General features: G+C 46.0%; 16 protein-coding genes. 5 read left to right on the top strand and 11 right to left on the bottom strand.

The window, feature by feature from the left end:
* Window positions 1-4 precede the first annotated feature (4 nt).
* Window positions 5-1,024, top strand: coding sequence for a GGDEF domain-containing protein (locus LEP1GSC047_RS15365; RefSeq protein ID WP_010409951.1), 1,020 nt, complete (start codon window positions 5-7; stop codon window positions 1,022-1,024).
* Window positions 1,025-1,253: 229 nt separating this feature from the next.
* A complete protein-coding gene (locus LEP1GSC047_RS21710; RefSeq protein WP_020988853.1) occupies window positions 1,254-1,391 on the top strand; it encodes a hypothetical protein in 138 nt (45 codons plus the stop codon).
* Window positions 1,392-1,474: 83 nt separating this feature from the next.
* On the opposite strand, the gene LEP1GSC047_RS15370 is transcribed toward LEP1GSC047_RS21710, so the two are convergent.
* Window positions 1,475-1,870: a Crp/Fnr family transcriptional regulator gene (locus LEP1GSC047_RS15370; protein WP_010409954.1), complete on the bottom strand. Its 396-nt coding sequence runs from the start codon at window positions 1,868-1,870 to the stop codon at window positions 1,475-1,477.
* A gap of 75 nt (window positions 1,871-1,945) precedes the next feature.
* Between LEP1GSC047_RS15370 and LEP1GSC047_RS15375 the strand changes: the two genes are divergently transcribed.
* Window positions 1,946-3,094, top strand: a complete 1,149-nt coding sequence (locus tag LEP1GSC047_RS15375; RefSeq protein ID WP_010409957.1) for an acyltransferase family protein — start codon at window positions 1,946-1,948, stop codon at window positions 3,092-3,094.
* 3 nt (window positions 3,095-3,097) lie between these two features.
* Here LEP1GSC047_RS15375 and LEP1GSC047_RS15380 read toward each other — a convergent pair whose 3' ends face one another.
* The 3 genes from LEP1GSC047_RS15380 to LEP1GSC047_RS15390 all read right to left on the bottom strand — a co-directional run bounded on the left by LEP1GSC047_RS15380 (window position 3,098) and on the right by LEP1GSC047_RS15390 (window position 5,432).
* Window positions 3,098-3,703, bottom strand: a complete 606-nt coding sequence (locus LEP1GSC047_RS15380) for an NADPH-dependent FMN reductase (RefSeq protein ID WP_010409958.1) — start codon at window positions 3,701-3,703, stop codon at window positions 3,098-3,100.
* Window positions 3,704-3,820: 117 nt separating this feature from the next.
* Window positions 3,821-4,522: a ParB/RepB/Spo0J family partition protein gene (locus LEP1GSC047_RS15385; protein ID WP_010409960.1), complete on the bottom strand. Its 702-nt coding sequence runs from the start codon at window positions 4,520-4,522 to the stop codon at window positions 3,821-3,823.
* The gene (locus LEP1GSC047_RS15390; protein WP_010409962.1) at window positions 4,506-5,432 is read right to left on the bottom strand and encodes a ParA family protein; all 927 of its coding nucleotides are present in this window, start codon (window positions 5,430-5,432) and stop codon (window positions 4,506-4,508) included. Before LEP1GSC047_RS15390 ends, LEP1GSC047_RS15385 begins: the two co-directional genes overlap by 17 nt.
* A gap of 192 nt (window positions 5,433-5,624) precedes the next feature.
* Here LEP1GSC047_RS15390 and LEP1GSC047_RS15395 point away from each other — a divergent pair, with 192 nt between their 5' ends.
* Entirely contained in the window at window positions 5,625-6,764 is a 1,140-nt protein-coding gene (locus LEP1GSC047_RS15395; RefSeq protein WP_010409964.1) for a putative porin, read from the top strand.
* Window positions 6,765-6,780: 16 nt separating this feature from the next.
* The gene (hemH, locus tag LEP1GSC047_RS15400; RefSeq protein ID WP_010409966.1) at window positions 6,781-7,884 is read left to right on the top strand and encodes a ferrochelatase; all 1,104 of its coding nucleotides are present in this window, start codon (window positions 6,781-6,783) and stop codon (window positions 7,882-7,884) included.
* A gap of 21 nt (window positions 7,885-7,905) precedes the next feature.
* Here hemH and LEP1GSC047_RS15405 read toward each other — a convergent pair whose 3' ends face one another.
* The 7 genes from LEP1GSC047_RS15405 to LEP1GSC047_RS15435 form a co-directional block, all read right to left on the bottom strand.
* A complete protein-coding gene (locus tag LEP1GSC047_RS15405) occupies window positions 7,906-8,382 on the bottom strand; it encodes a magnetosome magnetite crystal formation protein family (RefSeq protein ID WP_010409968.1) in 477 nt (158 codons plus the stop codon).
* A gap of 23 nt (window positions 8,383-8,405) precedes the next feature.
* The gene (hemG, locus tag LEP1GSC047_RS15410; protein ID WP_010409970.1) at window positions 8,406-9,692 is read right to left on the bottom strand and encodes a protoporphyrinogen oxidase; all 1,287 of its coding nucleotides are present in this window, start codon (window positions 9,690-9,692) and stop codon (window positions 8,406-8,408) included.
* 101 nt (window positions 9,693-9,793) lie between these two features.
* Window positions 9,794-10,750, bottom strand: coding sequence for an LA_0442/LA_0875 N-terminal domain-containing protein (locus LEP1GSC047_RS15415; protein ID WP_010409972.1), 957 nt, complete (start codon window positions 10,748-10,750; stop codon window positions 9,794-9,796).
* Window positions 10,751-10,895: 145 nt separating this feature from the next.
* The gene (hemN, locus tag LEP1GSC047_RS15420; protein WP_010409974.1) at window positions 10,896-12,245 is read right to left on the bottom strand and encodes an oxygen-independent coproporphyrinogen III oxidase; all 1,350 of its coding nucleotides are present in this window, start codon (window positions 12,243-12,245) and stop codon (window positions 10,896-10,898) included.
* Window positions 12,242-13,264 (bottom strand): uroporphyrinogen decarboxylase family protein, encoded by a 1,023-nt coding sequence (locus tag LEP1GSC047_RS15425; protein ID WP_010409976.1) that lies wholly within the window; start codon window positions 13,262-13,264, stop codon window positions 12,242-12,244. Before LEP1GSC047_RS15425 ends, hemN begins: the two co-directional genes overlap by 4 nt.
* A complete protein-coding gene (locus LEP1GSC047_RS15430) occupies window positions 13,257-13,949 on the bottom strand; it encodes a response regulator transcription factor (RefSeq protein WP_010409978.1) in 693 nt (230 codons plus the stop codon). The genes LEP1GSC047_RS15425 and LEP1GSC047_RS15430 overlap by 8 nt, the downstream gene beginning before the upstream one ends.
* Window positions 13,946-14,872 (bottom strand): sensor histidine kinase, encoded by a 927-nt coding sequence (locus tag LEP1GSC047_RS15435; RefSeq protein ID WP_010409980.1) that lies wholly within the window; start codon window positions 14,870-14,872, stop codon window positions 13,946-13,948. Before LEP1GSC047_RS15435 ends, LEP1GSC047_RS15430 begins: the two co-directional genes overlap by 4 nt.
* Between the last annotated feature and the right edge of the window lie 3 nt (window positions 14,873-14,875).

Here is a 14,875-nt window from a genome sequence, read left to right on the forward strand (position 1 = left end):
AAAAATGCGAAATTTAGAAGATGAAATAAACTCGAAAGACCAGGAGATCGAAAGACTTAAAAAGCTTGTCGAATTATACGAACGAATCTCCAAGCTCGGCGAGCAAGAACTCAAGGAAGCCGAGAATATTCTAAACGCTCAGGAAAACGCGGCAGGCCTTGCAAGGACAGAACTGCTGGAAATGCGGGATCGATTTAAGGGGCTTGGCCAGCTTTCTTCGGAACGCAAATCGGCTATTCTGGAAATCGTAAACGACAAGCAAACTCCATTAGCCGGATTGGCGAGCAAGTTCGAGGAGATGGGGAAGAAGCACGATTTCTTCTATTCCGATTTCTTTAGAATCGTCGCAAACTTAGATCTACCGGAGTCGGAAGCCCGCACTCTATGGAAGGAAATTTATTCTCATGCGGAAGATATAAGCCACAAGTTGGGGCGAAGCATGAATTTCGTCGTAGCCTTGCTCGATTATATTTATCTTAAGAATCGCCTCATCGAGAACCCTAAAATCGTGGACATGTATTCCTTCGAGGAAATCATCCTGAACGCGGTAATCGACGAAGGTACGGGCATTTACAATCGACGGTACTTTAATCTCGTCCTAAATAAGGAAATCACTCGGAGCAAACGGTACAAACGTAGCTTTTGTCTTTTTTTATTCGACCTCGACGATTTTAAAAAGATCAACGACTCGAAAGGTCACGCATTCGGAGACGATATCCTAAAGCTTGTTGCGGGAACCCTTATGTACTCCTTCCGAACGGAGGATATCAGTTGTAGGGTCGGAGGAGAGGAATTTGCGGTCATCCTTCCGGAAACGACTCGGAAAAATTCCAGCGTTGCAATCGAAAGGTTCAGAACGTATCTTCGAAATTCCTCCAAAAACGACTTCGGGATAGAAGTCACCGTCTCCGGGGGCGTATCGGAATACCCCGCAGATACGGAAGAAAGCAATCGACTTTACTCGATCGCCGACTCTCGATTGTACGAAGCGAAGGCAGCCGGTAAAAACCGAATCACTTACTAACTAAAATACCTAATAATTGTTAGGCGCTTGGAATTCAGCGACTGTGTTTTACTTCAAAACATCCGTATCCTGAATTTGCGAACTTTGGCTTCATTAATTTCCGTTAAAAAAGAACCCGACAAAGTAAACACATATAGCGTTCCCGTCCTTTGGAGAGAAAGAGGCTCGAGAAATTTTAGAGGCCGTTTTTCTAAAAAATATCCTCCTGATACTCGGAAGAAAAGCTCGAATGAAGCCTAGCAGTATCAGTCAAGTTATGGCTCTATTCCGAGCTCCAAATTCCTCCATGAGTCGGCTTTCCAAGTTATCCGGAGAAGGAGACGGTCAGTATGTTATTTCGATTCATTCGCAGGCAGAGTCGCTTTAATTTTGAAAATAACCGCATCGTTTCGAGGTACTACCCAACCTCCCCTGCGATTCGTAAAAGGAAAGAATTTCCTAATGGATTCTTCAATCCTGGATTTGATATTCTATTTCTTTCGTAGTAATTTCGTTTAGCTTTGAAATCAAAAGTTCGTTCGTATTCGCCAGGCGGTCCGCCAAGATACGCACCATTTTAGCGGCAAATTCGGGGTTTGCAAGAAGATACTTTTCCAATTGCTGCTTACTCTCGATCGCGGCCAACTCGGTGGCCAGAACCGCCCTTGCTGTCGCCGTGCGCGGTTTGGCGCGAAACAAAGCCATCTCCCCGAAAAAATCCCCTTTTTTCATAAGGGCGAGCCGAGTTGCGGTGTTTTTGTGCGTAAAGAAAACTTCTACCGTACCAGAGAGCACGATATACATGGCATTATTGCTTTCTCCTTCTCGAAAGATCACTTGTCCTGCTTGTACGGCGATTTTATTCATTCGATTCCTGCTTTCTCTCCCTAACTTTTCCGATCTAGCTTGCCAACTCTCTATTAGAATAGACTATTCGTTTCGATGAATTCTATCCTTTCCTTAAGCTTAGAAGGTCTCGGATTGCTATTCTTAGCGATCCTTTTCCTTTTTATTCCTTCTTTCCGTTCCCTATTCGATCATCGCACTAATCAACCCCACAACAAACCGAAATCCAGGAGTGCAGTCGTCGATTTTATCCGGGGAATTTCCATCTCCGGCATCGTCGCCATCCACCTTGCTTCCTATTACAAGTTTTTCGGTCCGAACGAACCATTTTCGAGTTGGGCGCTGTCCGTGTCCAATTTAGCCCGGTTTTCCGTTCCCGCCTTTCTAATATCATCGGGAATCTACCTCTCGTACTCGAGCCCTTCCTCATACTGGAAACCCAAGATTTCGGGCCTCATTTTACCCTACACTTGCGTATTTCTCCTAGGAGCTAGCGTAAAATTCGGATTTCCTCCCGATTGGAGAGAATGGATTTTAGCCTACCTAAAAGGCTCCCTATTCGCCCCGTTCTATTTCGTCCCCTTGATGGTACAAGCTTACATACTCTTCCCGTTTATTCTTCGATCCCTTCATAGGACTTCTTGGGTGGTTCTTTTCCTTCTCTCGTTAACGATTAACTTAATCTCCAATCATATTTTCGATTATGTCGACCTCGGATTTAAAACCTGGGAGCCCGTTTTATTGACCCATTTTATATTCTTTTTTATGGCGGGAATTCTTTCAGCGGCGAAATTTCGCCATCCGCAAATACTGGAAAACGTTCTCGGGAATATTCCGACAGGAAGCTCGTTTTGGAAATTACTCGGCTTCCTCCTATTCGTTTATGCTTTCGTCAGCATTGCATTAACATTCGGATTCGATTTCGAAGTTTCAAATCATTTGATTTTTTATCCGTTGGGAATGTTTTTGATCCTATTTCATTGGGGAACAAATATAGAAGCGAAGGGGACCCCCCCCCTCCCCTACCGCATTTTTTGCTCTTTAGGGGAAGGAAGTTTAGGAATCTTCCTTTTGCATCCAGTACTGATTCATTTTTTTCATTCCCAAAATCCGTTCGATCCTTGGTGGATCCAAGTTCCTTTCTACTTCTTCACATGGATCGTAAATCTAACCTTACCCTGGTTAATTTGGAATGGAGGGTCGAGAATATTACGTCTCTTTAAAAAAACGCGAACGCCGATGTAACTTCTAGGACATCCCGTTCTTGAATCGAGGGTCTTCCGTGACTCCCGATTCCCGGACTTCGGAAAGGGCTTCCGCATATGCGATAAGAACCTTAAGTGCAAAGGAACTTCTCTCCCGTATATACGAGTCTTCCTGAGAGATCGGATCACCTGCATTGACAAGGTGTTCCGCGTCGCGAAAAAGTAATTGTTCTGGAATATAGCAAAGTTTGCTATTCTTATAACTGCTTGAGCGAAGCTCATCCACCGGGAAAGCTCCTCCTCGACCGGATGAGACACCGGCGAGTAACGCGGGTTTATGACCGAGCTGGGGCAACCCCGCATATAAAAAGAAATTCTTTAGGGCAGGACTCGCCATCCCGGAGTATTCCGGAGTCACTACTACAAAGCCGTCACAGCCCCTAAGTTCCGTATCGATCGGTTTCCAGAGAGAGTCCCATTCTAAGCCGCCGTCCCAAAAACTTTCATCCCAAATCGGCAACCTTGTCTTCCCTAAATCGAAAATCCAAGTTTGAACCGACATCTCCTTTAATTTCGAAGCGAGGAAGCCTCCAACTTTTGCGGACTGAGATTCTTTTCGATGCGATCCTACGATAATTCCTATTTTCATTTTATCCCTAAGCGAACGGAGTCCGCTTTAGGGGGAATGCTTTTTTGTGCCGCAATTTATCCAATTAGAAAATTTATTCCAGAGGGTCAAAATAATCAAAACTGGAACCGCGGTTTTTCAACTCAGCCCGTATTTTTTCTTTAGAACTGCGAGATCGCGCAAAAAAGAATCTCGAGTTTTGGATGGGAGCGACTTTAAATCCAAGGTTACTTTCTCGATTGTTTTCCGGGGTGAAATCGTTTCACCCCCTCGGCCTTCCTTGCGCTTTAAAAGACTTTCCAAATTCTTTACCGAAGCATCTTTCCCGCTGCGCAATAGATCGGCGACGGATTTTTGATCTAGCCTTGCGATAGAGCTTAGTTGCTTTACGTAGCGCTCCGTATAACCGAGCAATTTTGCGACTTCATCGGCGGTTTTCTTTTTTTCTTTTCGGAGGTACTGAATCGCACGCCCGACTTCCCAGGGATTCAAACTTTTGCGCTTTTCGTTCTCGGCCAAAGCCATCTCGTAGCAGCGATCTTCCGAGGCATCCGTTTCCACCGCAGCCATGGATTTCCATCCCAGGGCCTTGGCTGCTTGATAACGCCTTTCTCCGGCTACGATTTGAAACTTCTTTCCGATTTTTCTAACTACGATCGGCTCGATCATTCCAAGTCTCCGCATCGATTCGGTCAAATCGCCGACCTCTTCCTTCCCGAAAACCCGCGGCTGTTCGGGGTTAGGGAGAATATCTTGAATCGGGATTTCCTTTCGGGAGGAATCTTCCCCGCCAAAGGCGGTCAAAAGATCCATTCCCGCAAATTCAGCTCTCTTTGCCATTTGCCCTCCTTACCACTTCTTCGGCTAAAGCCGCAAACATTTGCATCGCCTTGGGATCATATTCCGAAAGTAATTTCCTCTTCGCCTGCGATTGCGGGATCGCTTCCCGACGATAAACTACAGAATCGAATACCGGAAAGTATTTCCGAATAGCGTCAGCCAATCCCGACAAAGCTCGGGAATCTTCGTACTGGTTCAATACCGCCCCTAATAATCCCAGATCCGGATTAGCTTTCCTGCGAATTTTTTCGATCGTACCGTGTAGATCCTTTAGGCCTTGCACGCTAAAAGCGCGAGTTTGAATCGGAACGAGAACCAAATCGGAAGCGATCAAAGCATTCTCCAAAATCAGCCCCAAAGACGGAGGGCAGTCTATTATAATATATTCGTAAGAGGATCGGACGGGCAAAAGTGCATCCTTCAGCAATTCGAAGTCGTCTCTCTCATACGGAGTCGTGAAATTTGCAAGGTGAATGGAGGACGGAACTAAATCTAAATTCGGGGCAAGATTTACGATAATCTCCGACATCGAGAGGATCGCATCCCCCCTATAGCCTAGGGTATGATATATGGACTTTTCAATCTGACCGACGTATAGCTGAGTTATATTTGCTTGGGCATCCCAATCTATCAAAAGCACTGGACGTCCGGACTTTGCCAATGCTTCCGATAGGCATATGGATACTGTGGTTTTACCCTCTCCACCTTTTTGGTTCGAAACGGCAATCACCACCGATTCAAAACTTTTCGTCTTTTTCTTGCGAAAGTATTTGTCCAACACTTCTTCCTTGTATTTTCCTTTTCCCTGAACGGGAATCCCCCAAGCTTCAGCTTTACTTTGAAACTCTTCTTCGGAGCTTATCGCATATTCCGAAAGAATCTCATGAACGTCCAACAACCTCGCTTTCATTCCTATCGAAGACCTTTGCTTCTTGTTCCCCCTTTCGACCTGTTTTGTCAACCAAACCTATGTCTCATTATTGGCCCAGGCCCGAAAAAACGAGATTGCTCGAGGGCGGGGAGGGGAGAATCCTAGTATTTCCATTTCCCGGGTTCGCAACCGGGGTGAAATCGTTTCACCCTTCCCGGATCCGGATATAAAATGAAAAAACAACATTTTTCGACAGCCGGACTCCTACTCCTCTCGCTGTTACTGTTCCCGCAATCGACTACATACTCGCAAAAAATCGAAAAAAAAGACCCATTCCAATCTACGGAAAATTCGGGAATCGGAACGCGTTCCCAAAAAGAACAGGTCGAGTCGAGGAATACCGGATTTTGGCAAACATTTTGGGCCAGATCTTCCGCGACTTTACTAATGGGCGAAAACGGCGGAGAGCATATCTTCGAATCCGGAACAAAGTATCCGAATCTCTCCGGGGCAAAAGCGGGATCCAGAATTTCGTACAATCGAAATTTCGGATACGGAGGAATCGAACTCAGACATTGGTGGCAAAAATGGGAACTCAGCTTCGGATACAGAAGTAACGGCCGATACCAGAGAGTGGGGCAGGGCAAGGATGAGGATTTTGCCCTGGCTGATTTTTCCGTCGAAAGGGGGGCCAAGTTCGGATTTCGGGAATGGAGTTTCTACGATACTCCTTATACGTTCAGCGGCTCGAAAAACTTCGCCGACGGCCGGGGAAAACTGAAAATGAAACAAGACCGCCTAAGCCTATCCGTCCGAAGATATTTCGGGTCCAGCGACCCGGACGCGCGAAAAAACGGCCAAGGTCTTTTTGTGACGGGGGGGATTCATTATACTTATTTTAAATACTATCTTTACGATGTAAATCAATGGATCGCATCCAACCCTATCTTTTACGGACCGATCGGAATGGGACTGAGCTTCAGCAATAGCACGTGGGAACTGCCGGTCGGAATCGGATATAGATACTCCGACGGAAAATGGATGTTCGAAGGAGCTTTTTTGGGGAGCACCTGGTATTCTCATTTCAGAGATTATCATTATCAAAGAAGTTTGAATTTCATCGGAGATGCAGCAGGCTACGGAATAGAGGCGAATATCGGGGGAGGGGTGATCGTGGATTCCTGGCTATTCTTCCTCCGCTTGACCGAAAATAGACTGTACGGATCGGGCAGTTTCCAAACCAGGGGCGGGATCAGTTCGAATGATATTTTATCGAACGCGGCAGGTCATTATAGAAATTATTTAAACACCAAGCAGTATAATCTCGAATTCTCCGTTACCAACTACTTGGAATGGATCTCGTCAGAATAGCACCATCGGAGGCCGCTTGAAAAACAGACTCCTTCTTTTAAATTTAGGCGGACCGAGAAGCTCCGCGGAAATCCCGAAATTTTTATTGGACCTCTTCGAAGACCCGTTCGTTTTCGATCTGTCCGTCCCGGAGTTTCTAAGGAAATGGATGGCAAAAAAAATCGCGGTCTCCAGAGCCGAAAAAGTCGCGAAGACATACGCCTCGATGGGTTTCGGCGGAGGCTCCCCCCTAGTCTCCGAAACGGAAAAACAAGCCGAAGAATTGCGCAAACTTCTGGAAGAATCCGGAGAAAAATGGGAGGTGAAGATCGCGATGAGCTGCGGCTTCCCGGACCTGAGGGACCTAGGAGAGGATTGGACCGACCCGAGAAAAGGCGTTATTATTTTGCCCTTATACCCGCAGTATTCTCGATCGACAGTCCTTTCGTCTGCGATGTTGTTGAAAAAAAAATTAGGACTTTGTCCTTCCGGTCATCCCGGCTGGGTGCCTCCTTTCTCCAAGCGCCCTGAATATCTAGAATCCGTAAAGAATCTGATCCTAGATTATTTTAAAGGAAATTTGAAGCCGGAGAACTTTCTTCACTTACAAAGCGGCGGCATTCGAAATTGGCAGGAAATAGATCTTATTTTCAGCGCTCACGGAATCCCCATTAAATTGATTCAAAAAGGGGACGTATATGTTCGAGAAATAGCGCAAAACGTTTCGGATTTAGAATCTCTATTACGGGCCGACGGGTTTCAAGGCCGGATTCATCTTTCTTTCCAGAGCAGAATCGGGCCGGCAAAATGGACTAGTCCCAATACCCTGGACAAAATTGCGGAGCTCGCCGCAAAAAACGTCAAGAGAATCGCGATCTACCCTATTAGTTTTGTCAGCGACCATTTGGAAACTCTGGAGGAGATCGGAGTACAAATAAGGGACCATGCTCTTTCTCTAGGCGTTACGGAATATTACCGGATCCCCGCACCCGGAACTTACCCCGCCTTTTTAGAGGCACTCAGCAGGTTCGTCTTCGAAGCAAAAATCGCAGTCGAAAGGGGAGGGCAGGGCGACTGCCTTTGTAGAACTTGCGGAGGGTACGATCCCAAACGCGAAAAGACGATTTGCCTAGCGCGCTGATTCCGATCTAGAACATTTTTCCTACTGAGATTGTTCTTTTTTTAAAAAATGCAGACTTAAAGGGTATTCCCATTCGATACCGCTATTGGCCTTCACCGCCCCGATAATCGGAAACAAAACATAACATACGCCCAAAAGAAGAATAAATGGAATTCCTATCAGAACGATACATAGAATCCCAAAAATTACCCCATAGATCAACGAGCTGATTAGCCAATTAATAACGATCTTGCCGTGGGCATCGACCTCCGGATCCGAATCTTTTTCGAGCAACCAGAGAACCAGCGGAACCAACATGCCGACGACCGGAAATACGAATACGGAATATAAAGACAAATGCAGAAGCATGCAATACTGATTTACCGTCATTCCCAGGCGTTCATTCTGATTCGGGTAAGGAGTCTCTAAAATCTTCTTTTTTTCCGCCTCATATTCTTCTTGAGAGATCGCACCCTTTTCTTTCAGACTGTTTAGCTTCTCTAAGTCTTCGTATTTCATCGCCAACCTCTTTTATAAGACATCTAATTACCCGCAAAGGCCCTTTCTAAAATGGATTTCAAGCCGATACCTTGTCTGAAGTTCCCTTCAACTTTGATATCCGGAGGAAGAATCCTATCTAAATCCCTATTAAATGCATAAAGTTGCGGGCTGTATACCGGTAACGCTTCCTTCCATATAGTCACATAATGATTGATCGGATCCAGACTGTCGGGAATCAATTTTTTTCTATCATCCTCGACGATATCAATGATTTCATCCTCCGATCTAGTCGCGATTTCCCGATCTCCGGCTCCTCCGTAAATGAATGTTTCGGAGTGTATTCCGTTTTCCGCTCGAGTCGGCCAGATAAAATCGTTGAACAAAATTCCCCTGACTCGGAGACCTAGTTCGGATGAAAAGGATTTATGATCTTTCGGGAAGAGGATTCCAAATCCTTTCTTCCCTCTCAGAACGGAATCCCTGCCGAATCTAGTAACGCTTACGATCGGCAATAACTCCAAAACACCTTGGTAGGTTTTCAGTTCGGGGAATTCGCTCTTCAAAATTCTCAAACTCGATGCCAGACCCGTGGCAATGGTAATCTTCGCTCCGGGAAATCTCTTTCTAAGCTCGCGTAAACCGGATACATCCTCGTCATACAGAATCTTTCCGTCCTGAGTCACTCTCGCTTCCAGCGCGCGGATTAAAGTGCCGATTCCGCCTCTAAAGCTGACCGTACCGCGTCGCGCAGGCGAAAGTCTAGGACGATTCTTTAGGGATTTCGAATATGCTCTCAGGTTTTTCCAGAGAGTCTGATCTTCCGACAAAAACTTGCCGAAAACGAACTCCGCCGACATCAAATCCAAATCCCCGGCGTAAATTCCACCTAACGCCGGTTCGACGACTTTGGATACCGCACCTTCCCCCAAAACCCGTTTTCCCCAACGAAGTACCGACTCGCCCGGCTCCGGTTTGGAGGGTTTCGAGATCGCGCCGTAAACGAATCTGATAATTTCTACGAATTTAAGCGGCAACCGCCTCGGTTTTCCATCGGAGAATATATATCTTTTTCGAGACGCGGAATCGGGGAGCAGAATATCCAACCCGAGTCGAGAAGCAAGCCTCTCCAATTCCCAACAATTTAGGATTCCGTTAGCGGCCGTTTCCACGATGCCGTATTCGGTACGAACCGAACGTATTAAACCGCCGGTCCCGTCTCTCTTTTCCAAAACTACGACCGTCTCTCCTCTTTCGATTGCAAGGAATGCATGGACAAGGCCGGTAAATCCGGCGCCGATAATAACTCGATCTGGAATGGGTTTTGCCACGGCTACATCGTAGAACCCCCGATCGTTCTGGCAATAAAATACCCTAAATAAAAAGTTGAAAGGTAGCTTATTAGTGGATAAGAAAAATCAAATTCTCTTATTTAGAAGCTGAATCTATAACCGAACGAATATTTGGTTTCCAAAAAAGAAGCCGAAGAAGATCCGGTTGAGCTTAAATTCGCTTGGCCGATATTCGAAGGTAACACCGATAAGACGAGGCCGGAATTCGTGCCGTCGGAAACTTTTACCAAATTTCTGCCAAAGTTGGCAAAGAAATAAGCATCGACTAAATTAAGCAAATAAATAGCGCCTAATGCATATAAAGCTTCTTGATAATGTTGAAAATCCCGATCCGCCTCCGCTCGCTTTTGGCGGATTAAATTGTAGTTCTTATCCAGAATGTATTGAGTCACAGGATCCGACGATGTCGGAGGCATGTATACTGCGTTAATACCCAGCGCAGTTCCGATGATTCCGGTTTGTGAATAAGGATTTCCTAATGTTCCGTAATCTCGAACCGCATTACGGTAGACTCTATATTTATCGTAGGAAGCAAAGCCGGCCGCCGCGAACAGAGTCGGCCATAAAATTCCGAAAACTTTTCGATCGCTATAAAATTGTCCCCACCCTGGCAACACTGCGGATCGAAGCAAGGCCTTTCCGGGTTCTATCGCATCCTGTTTAGAGGCTGCAGGGACGACTTTGCGCTGCTCTTCCTCTCGCCGAAGTCGATCGGCTTCATCCTGTTGTAGTTGCCTTGCCTTCTCTTTTTCGACGACTTCTCGCTTGGTATTAGCGATCTTCTTCTCTTCGGCGGCGCGAATTTTCGCTTCCTCGTCGTCGCTAACATCCTTATACAAGACTTTTAAGATTAACTTTTTATTGATCGCGCGTTTGCCCGACTCGGTCTGGATGATTACCGATGCTTGATTCTGCGTAACTAGATCGCCTTTTACTTTGCCGCCTTCGCGCAATAGAATGGTTACGGGAAATATCGCCGCCGGTAATAAAAAGAGGATGAGAACCGTTGTAATCGTTCGAAACGCTGATGAAACCATTCTATAACTTTAACAATTCCTAGTAATGAACCCTAAAAACTGAGGAACTCCCCCGATAGTATTAGACGAGAAGTAATTTATTTCCAAAACGTTCATTTTACCGTTTTCGCACCAATTTATCAAACAATCGAATCGCTCCGTTTGTTCAAATAGATTGCGAGAAAACCTTACTTTCAGGACTTTTTCTTCTCAAGCGCAGGTCCAAACCTGTGCAAGCGTTTCGAAGAAAAGGCTTACCGAGGTCCGTAAGAACAAGGGTATGACCTTCCCACTTAATTAAAGTATCGTCTTCCATGGAGGCTAAATAGAGCCTGACTTCCTCGAAAATCTCCTCAGGAACCTCCACCCTGCCCGTAGTGGACAGTCTTAGAACCAATTCGCGCTGACGTAAATCCTCGCCAGTAAGTTTATGTCCTCTAAGCAAAGCATGGCCGTCTTCTTGAATTCTTCTCTGGTATTTCTTCAGAATTTTTTCATTCTGATAAAAGCAGTCCCAACTATCCGAGATAGCCGAGACTCCCATACCCAAGAGTAGATCCGTAGAGCGAGTGGTATACCCCATAAAATTACGATGAAGAGTTCCGTCCAAAGAAGCCGTATAAAGCGAATCCGTTTCCAGGGCGAAATGGTCCATACCGATTTCTTTGTAACCTGCGTTTAGAAACATCTCTCGCCCGATTTCATAGAGTTCCCTTTTTTCCGATCCCTTCGGAAGATCGTCTTCGGTAAACAACCTCTGAGCAGCCTTAATCCAAGGGACGTGCGCGTAGCTATAAAACGCGATCCTGTCCGGACGTAATTGCAAAGTTTTTAATATAGTATCCCGTATACTCTCCTTAGTTTGTCTAGGCAGGCCGTATATAAGATCGAAGTTTACGGAAGTGTAACCTAATTTCCTGGCCTCCTCCGTGATACCGGCGGTAAGTTCATAGGGTTGGATTCGATTTACTAGCCTCTGTACTTCCGCATCAAAATCCTGAACACCTAAACTGATCCTAGTAAATCCGAAATCCCGTAAGACTTCTAGTTGCGTCGACCTAGTCCTTCTAGGATCCACTTCCAACGAAAACTCGGGATTTTCAGCGGTTTTCCAAGAATTAAGAATCGGAGTAAGCAACGCTTTTAAATTGGATTCGGAGAGGTAAGTGGGGGAGCCTCCTCCTAGATGCAATTCTCTCAATTCGCGCTTAAGCAATTCCGGGATAGACCGAACATAATTCGCAAACTCCTCTAACAAGGTCCCTATATACGGTTCTTCCACCGTATGGTTTTTGGTAATCGAAGTATTGCACCCGCAAAAAGAACAAAGGGTTTCGCAAAAAGGAATATGTAAGTACAAAGCGACCGAGGAATCTTCCGGAAGAATTCTATTCCGAACCGCAGTCAACCATTCCGAGCGAGTCGGACTATCCTCCCAATAGGGAACCGTAGGATAACTAGTATAACGCGGAGCGGGAACATCATATTTTTCTATCAGATTTATTTGTGATTTCATGCAAATACTTCCCTCACGGTTTTTACAAAATTGCGCACATTCGCTTCGGGAGTTTTAGGAAGAACTCCGTGGCCTAGTCCACAGATCCATCCGGAGCGTTGATCGGGCGTCAATCTTAAGAATGGCTCCAACCATTTCATCAAATAGCTTCGAAATTCGCCGGGATCCAAAAACAACATGGCCTGGTCGAAATTCCCCTGGATAAATTGTTTTCGTTTTCCGAAAAGTTCAGTAAGTTCGATGCGATGATCCACTCCGAAACCCGCAAGTCCGGCTAAGGACCGGATCGATCCCAAACTTTGAGAGGAGATTCCTTTCGCATAATAACCGATCTTTCCCGGAAAGGATTCCGCCAACTCCCGGAGCGGGGGGAACACCGCCTCGTTAAAGAAACCGGGAGAAGCGTCACCACCGGCCGTATCGAAAATCATGACGATCTCGGCGCCGCCTTCCAATTGAAGCCGAATGTTCTCGCGTAATAAGGGTAAAAGTTTTTTATAGAACCCCTCCCTTAATAAGGGCGAAACTTTCGGTAAAATCAGATTTCCATCATGTTTTCCTAATGTAGCGTAACAAAACAAGGTCCAGGGACCTCCGATAAACCCGATCAATGACCGATCTTCGGGAATTCTTTTACGCGTCAAGGCCACCGCCTTCTTTTGAAAACCCATAAAATCGACGGCCTGCTCCAAAGAATGCATTCTTCCTAAATCGCTAGACTGTGCCAATTGCCAGCCGAGTTTAGGGCCGTCGTCCCCGAACTTTAGACCCATTCCGAGCGCCTCCAGGGGAAATAGAATATCTGAAAACAGAATTGCAGTATCGAATCCGAAATCGTCGACGGGACCAAAGGCAACTTCTGCAGCCAGTTCGGGAATTTTGCATAATTCCTCAAACGTGTGCTTCTTTCGTAAATTTTGATAGTGGGAATGATATCGGCCCGCCTGTCGCATCATCCAGATCGGAGGAATCGATTGGGCCTTACATTGCAAAGCATTCGTAAATTTCTGATTAGGCATCCCGTAAATCTCCGACCCATTGATAACCGACACCTCTCACGGATCGGATGGCTTCCTCGCCTTTGTCTCCGAACGCTTGGCGCAAACGGACAATGGAATTATCTATCGTTCTATTCGTGGGAAATTTTTCCTCTCCCCAAAGGCGGTCCAGGATCTCGTCCCGGCTTACCGTTCGTTGTCGCTCTTCCACCAACAGATTCAACAACGCGCAATCCCTCTTGGAGAGATGTATCTCTTCTCCAGACGGCGTGTGAATGGAATATCCCGAAAAATCCAATGTAAATCCTTCGTAAACGTATTTAGTTTTCTTAAACGAATGTTTATGAGATTCTAATACGTGCCCGACTCGAATGAGAAGCTCCTTTAAATGAAAGGGCTTAGGAATAAATTCCTCCGCTCCGAGTTCGAATCCTCTTAATCTTTCCGGCGCACCGGAGTGTGCCGTTAAAAAAAGAAAAGGCGGACAATCTTTGCGGGTTCGCAACTCCGCCGCCAATTCGAATCCGTCCCCGTCCGGCAATCGCACGTCCAAAAGAATCAGATCCGGCTTGGATTCCAAAGCCAAGGTTCTTGCGGATTGCGCGGATACGGTCCAAATCATTTCGTATCCTTCCTTCTCCAACCGCTCTTTAAGAGTTTCTCCCAAAGACCGATCATCTTCCACCAGTAAAAGCTTGGCCTTCATGTCGATCTAGTTCCTTTTCCGGAAGCGAAAAGAGTCCATTCCGCTCGAAATCCTCCGGATTCGGAAGTGCGTAAAACGAAATTGCCGCCCATTTTCTTGATAAGATTCTTGATGATATACAAGCCGATCCCGGTGCCGCTTGTCGAAGTATGTCGAATAAACGGTCTACCTAATGTGCGAAGATCGCCGTGAAAACCTATCCCGTCATCTTGGAATTCGAACTTTACTCTTCCGCCGGAAATCGGCTCCGTAGATATTTTAACTTTCGTCGCTTTGCCGTGCTGAACGGAATTTTCTAAAAGATTTCTGAAAACGCTTTCTAAAGCTTTGCGGTCCGCCTTGACTCTCGCGCAGGTCCATTCGGTTATCAACGTTAATTCCGACCAATCGTCCTTAAAACTTTCCTCTAGATCCGGAAGATTCGTATCTTCCAAATACAATCCCTCGGACCGCATCAGACTGGCGAGGTAGAGAGCCTTGGTCATTTGGGATTCGATTCGTACGGAATCTTTAAGAAGTCGATGAAGAAGCTTATCGGTCGAAGGATTGGGACTTTCCTCCAAAAGACTTTCCACCTGCAATCTCAAACTCGCCAACGGAGTTTTCATTTCGTGAGTGACGGTCGAAAAGAAATCCTGAATGAGCTTATTACGTTTGTATTCTCGAAACGTCAGCCATACTAAAGTAATTCCGCCGGCTACGAGCATAGAGAGGAAGAATGCTCCCTCCATCTTGATCATAACACTTTGTCTTTCTAACTTATCCAGAACCTCTTGCTCCGCGATTCCGCCGATCCTAGACGCTAATTCCGTAGCCATGCGATTTTGGCGAAGCCCCAAAAAAAGCCACCAGCTCCCCAGTGAAACGGTAATCGCTATCCATGCCAGCGGAAGGAGAATTTTTTTGTATTTAAGGAGGTGCATGCG

The organism is Leptospira inadai serovar Lyme str. 10 (genome assembly GCF_000243675.2).
Lineage (GTDB): Bacteria > Spirochaetota > Leptospiria > Leptospirales > Leptospiraceae > Leptospira_B > Leptospira_B inadai.

Bases quoted from the DNA above. Each gene is read 5' to 3' on its own strand.
- LEP1GSC047_RS15385 (WP_010409960.1), bottom strand. From the start codon at position 4,522: ATGGCAAAGAGAGCTGAATTTGCGGGAATGGATCTTTTGACCGCCTTT.
- LEP1GSC047_RS15395 (WP_010409964.1), top strand. From the start codon at position 5,625: ATGAAAAAACAACATTTTTCGACAGCCGGACTCCTACTCCTCTCGCTG.
- LEP1GSC047_RS15415 (WP_010409972.1), bottom strand. From the start codon at position 10,750: ATGGTTTCATCAGCGTTTCGAACGATTACAACGGTTCTCATCCTCTTT.
- LEP1GSC047_RS15430 (WP_010409978.1), bottom strand. From the start codon at position 13,949: ATGAAGGCCAAGCTTTTACTGGTGGAAGATGATCGGTCTTTGGGAGAA.
- LEP1GSC047_RS15365 (WP_010409951.1), top strand. From the start codon at position 5: ATGCGAAATTTAGAAGATGAAATAAACTCGAAAGACCAGGAGATCGAA.
- LEP1GSC047_RS15405 (WP_010409968.1), bottom strand. From the start codon at position 8,382: ATGAAATACGAAGACTTAGAGAAGCTAAACAGTCTGAAAGAAAAGGGT.
- hemN (WP_010409974.1), bottom strand. From the start codon at position 12,245: ATGAAATCACAAATAAATCTGATAGAAAAATATGATGTTCCCGCTCCG.
- LEP1GSC047_RS15380 (WP_010409958.1), bottom strand. From the start codon at position 3,703: ATGAAAATAGGAATTATCGTAGGATCGCATCGAAAAGAATCTCAGTCC.
- LEP1GSC047_RS15390 (WP_010409962.1), bottom strand. From the start codon at position 5,432: ATGAAAGCGAGGTTGTTGGACGTTCATGAGATTCTTTCGGAATATGCG.
- LEP1GSC047_RS21710 (WP_020988853.1), top strand. From the start codon at position 1,254: ATGAAGCCTAGCAGTATCAGTCAAGTTATGGCTCTATTCCGAGCTCCA.
- LEP1GSC047_RS15435 (WP_010409980.1), bottom strand. From the start codon at position 14,872: ATGCACCTCCTTAAATACAAAAAAATTCTCCTTCCGCTGGCATGGATA.
- LEP1GSC047_RS15425 (WP_010409976.1), bottom strand. From the start codon at position 13,264: ATGCCTAATCAGAAATTTACGAATGCTTTGCAATGTAAGGCCCAATCG.
- LEP1GSC047_RS15375 (WP_010409957.1), top strand. From the start codon at position 1,946: ATGAATTCTATCCTTTCCTTAAGCTTAGAAGGTCTCGGATTGCTATTC.
- LEP1GSC047_RS15370 (WP_010409954.1), bottom strand. From the start codon at position 1,870: ATGAATAAAATCGCCGTACAAGCAGGACAAGTGATCTTTCGAGAAGGA.